The organism is Arthrobacter sp. 05L45_2 (assembly GCF_056397525.1).
The window spans coordinates 1-3,711 of the sequence record NZ_JBFTNO010000250.1 but is presented as its reverse complement, the minus strand read 5'-3'; the positions used below and the strand labels follow the sequence as shown (position 1 = coordinate 3,711).

Annotated in this window: 3 protein-coding genes; 1 reads left to right on the top strand and 2 read right to left on the bottom strand. The window is 68.4% G+C overall.

The genetic code is table 11. The features are described 5' to 3' along the window. Positions 1-219 precede the first annotated feature (219 nt). A complete protein-coding gene (locus AC1DHD_RS14870) occupies positions 220-774 on the top strand; it encodes a TspO/MBR family protein (RefSeq protein WP_476880456.1) in 555 nt (184 codons plus the stop codon). Between the two features lie 23 nt (positions 775-797). Here AC1DHD_RS14870 and AC1DHD_RS14865 read toward each other — a convergent pair whose 3' ends face one another. Beyond that, positions 798-2,210 carry an L-serine ammonia-lyase gene (locus tag AC1DHD_RS14865; protein WP_476880455.1) on the bottom strand — a complete coding sequence of 471 codons (1,413 nt, stop codon included), beginning with the start codon at positions 2,208-2,210 and terminating at the stop codon, positions 798-800. Positions 2,211-2,349: 139 nt separating this feature from the next. Beyond that, the gene (gene glyA / locus AC1DHD_RS14860; protein WP_476880457.1) at positions 2,350-3,663 is read right to left on the bottom strand and encodes a serine hydroxymethyltransferase; all 1,314 of its coding nucleotides are present in this window, start codon (positions 3,661-3,663) and stop codon (positions 2,350-2,352) included. Between the last annotated feature and the right edge of the window lie 48 nt (positions 3,664-3,711).

Here is a 3,711-nt window from a genome sequence, read left to right as displayed (position 1 = left end):
GGTTCGCGGTGACGTGTGCGTCCCAGTTGGCGACCTCTTCGGCGGAGGCAAAGCGGGCAGTGAATTCACGCAAGGGTGCGGTATCCAATCTTCGCGGAACGAGCTTCGGCGGCATGGCTGGCATGCAGATTCAAGTCTATCGGGAGGCGGGCACCGTCCCGGTCCCGCGACGCTGACGGCGGCGCCGTCGGGCGGCACGGTCCGGTCTAGGCTGGAGGTATGTACGCGCACCCTGAACCGTCCGCCGTCGGCCAGCACGCCACCGAAGGCACGGTGCAGGACGCGCGCCCCGGTGCCCAGTGRCTGGCCTTGCTACTGTTCCTGGGCGCGTCGGCCCTCGTCGCAGCGCTCGGCGGGCTTGCGACGGCCGGCAACGTCAACGGCTGGTACGCGGACGCGGACAAGGCGCCGTGGTCCCCGCCGAACTGGCTTTTTGGCCCCGTCTGGACCATCCTCTACATCGCCATGGCCGTGGCCGCCTGGCTGGTCTGGCGCACGCGGGCCCGGGCCGGCAGGGCCGCGCTCAGGGTCTACGCTGTGCAACTCGTACTGAACCTGCTGTGGACGCCGGTGTTCTTCGGCCTGTACCCGGCCCTGGGCACACCCGCCCTCTGGGTCAGCTTCGGCATCATCGCGGCGCTGGCCGTGATGGTGGCCATCACGGTGCTGCGCTTTGGCCCGATCAGCCGCACGGCAGGGCTGTTGCTGCTGCCGTACCTCTCCTGGGTGGTGTTCGCCTCATCGCTGAATCTGTGGGCGGCCCTGCACAACTAGGCCGGCTCTGCACAACTAGGGAATCAGCATTCGACGACGTTGACGGCGAGGCCGCCCATCGCGGTTTCCTTGTATTTGGAGGACATATCCTTGCCGGTTTCGCGCATGGTGATGATGACTTCGTCGAGGGAGACACGGTGAGTGCCGTCGCCCCAGAGGGCCATTTTGGCGGCGTTGATGGCTTTGGCCGCGGCAATGGCGTTGCGTTCGATGCAGGGGATCTGGACGAGGCCGCCGATCGGGTCGCAGGTCAGGCCGAGGTTGTGTTCCATCGCGATTTCCGCGGCGTTCTCGACCTGGGCCGGGGTTCCGCCCATGACTTCGGCGAGGCCGGCGGCGGCCATCGAGGACGCGGAGCCGACTTCGCCCTGGCAGCCGACCTCGGCACCGGAGATCGAGGCTTGTTCCTTGTAGAGCACGCCGACGGCGCCCGCGGCCAGGAGGAACTTCACGATCGTCTCGTCGCGGTCGGCCTGGGTGGCCTGATCCATGCCGGGGGCGAAGTGCAGGGCGTAGTAGAGCACCGCGGGAATGATACCGGCGGCCCCGTTGGTTGGCGCGGTGACGACGCGCCCGCCGGAGGCGTTTTCCTCGTTGACGGCCAGGGCGATGAGGTTCACCCATTCCTGCCAGTATTTCGGGTCGCGGTAGTCGGGGTCCTGGCCGGGGGTTTCCTTCAGGAGGCGTTCGTGCCAGTCAGGGGCCCGACGTCGGACGTTCAGCCCGCCGGGGAGCAGCCCCTCGCGTTTGAGGGAGGTCTCCACGCAGCCTTCCATCACGGCATAGATGTGCAGGAGCCCGGCGCGGATCTCCTCGGCGGTCCGGGCCTCTTCCTCGTTGACGCGCATCACGTCGCTGATGCCCAGTCCGGTGGCCTGGCAATGGGCCAGCAGTTCCGCGGCGGTCCGGAACGGCAGCGGCAGTTCCTTCTTGGAGGCGTCGAGTTCTTTCAGGGCCGCGTCCTCCTCGCCTTCGCGGACGATGAAGCCGCCGCCGACGGAGAAGAAAGTCGCCTGATGCAGGACGGTGCCGTCGGCGTCGGAGACCGTGAAGGTCATCCCGTTCGTGTGCCGCGGAAGGACGGTCAGGGGGCGCAGGACCATGTCCTTCACCCCGTAGGGCAGCACAACGGTGCCGGCCAGTCGCAGGGTCCCGGTTTCGGCGATCGCGGCGAGCCGGTCCTCGACTTCCTCGGGGAGGATCAGTTCCGGGTGGTAGCCCTCCAGTCCGAGCAGGATTGCCGTCATGGTTCCGTGGCCGTGTCCGGTCGCGGCCAGGGACCCGTAGAGATCCACGCGCAGGGATGCCACGGCATCGAGGTCCCCCGAGGCCTTGAGTTCTTCGGCAAACACCGCGGCCGCGCGCATCGGCCCCACCGTGTGGGAGCTCGACGGGCCGATCCCAATGGAGAAGAGATCAAAGACGCCTACAGCCATGGCCGGGTTTCCTAACTGGGGATAAAAAGTGGAGTGGTGTGAAAAGGGGTGCCCTTGGAGGGGATGCCCCGGAGGGCGGAATGCCACCGGTGGGCCGGCGGCCCGGGGCCGATCCGGAAAGATCGGCCCCGGGGTGATATCAGCCTAGCTTGGCAACCGACGGGTAGAGCGGGTGCGCGGCGGCGAGCGACTCCACCCGGCTGCGGAGCCCGCTGAGGTCCGCKCCGGCGTCGGCGGTCAGCGCCTCGGCGATGATGTCCGCGACCTCGGCGAACGCGGCYTCGCCGAAGCCGCGGGTSGCCAGSGCCGGSGTGCCGATCCGCAGCCCGGAGGTCACCATCGGCGGGCGCGGATCGAACGGCACGGCGTTGCGGTTGACCGTGATGTCGATCGCGGCGAGCCGGTCCTCGGCCTCCTGACCGTTGAGCTCGCAGTCGCGCAGGTCCACCAGGACCAGGTGCACGTCGGTCCCGCCGGACACCACGTTGATGCCCTTGGCGGTGACATCCGGCTGGACCAGGCGCTCGGCGAGGAGCCGGGCGCCGGCGAGGACGCGTTCCTGGCGTTCCTTGAACTCCTCGGACGCGGCGATCTTGAACGCCACAGCCTTGCCCGCGATGACGTGCTCAAGCGGGCCGCCCTGCTGGCCGGGGAACACCGCGGAGTTGATCTTCTTGGCGATGTCGGCGTCGTTGCTCAGGATGATCCCGCCGCGCGGACCGGCGAGGGTCTTGTGCGTGGTGGAGGTGGTGACGTGSGCGTGCGGGACCGGRGASGGGTGCAGKCCGGCSGCSACCAGSCCGGCRAAGTGCGCCATGTCCACCATSAGGTACGCGCCCACCRRRTCSGCGATCCGGCGGAAYYCSGCKAAGTCCAGCTGCCGGGCGTACGCGGACCAGCCGGCCACGATCAGCTGYGGCTTGTGCTCCTGGGCCAGGCGCTCCACCTCGGCCATGTCGATCCGGTGGTCGTCCTCCCGTACCTGGTACGGGATCACGTTGTAGAGCCGGCCGGAGAAGTTGATCTTCATGCCGTGCGTCAGGTGCCCGCCGTGGGCCAGGTTCAGGCCCATGATCGTGTCACCGGGACGGATCAGGGCGTGCATCACGGATGCGTTGGCCTGCGCGCCGGAGTGCGGCTGGACGTTCGCGAATTCGGCACCGAACAGGGCCTTGACCCGGTCGATCGCCAGCTGTTCGATGACGTCGACGTGCTCGCAGCCGCCGTAGTAGCGCTTGCCCGGGTAGCCCTCGGCGTACTTGTTGGTCAGCACCGATCCCTGCGCCTGCATAACGGCGGCCGCGGTGTGGTTCTCCGAGGCGATCATTTCGAGGCCGTCGCGCTGGCGGGTGAGTTCGGCATCGATCGTCGCCGCGATCTCCGGGTCCAGGGCGGACAGGTCCGCGTCCAGCGACGGCGAGACGACCTGCTCGAACGCTACGGTGCCGGCCATCGCGGAGGCGCCGCTCACAGCTCGCCGCCGTTCTTGGATGCGTACTCC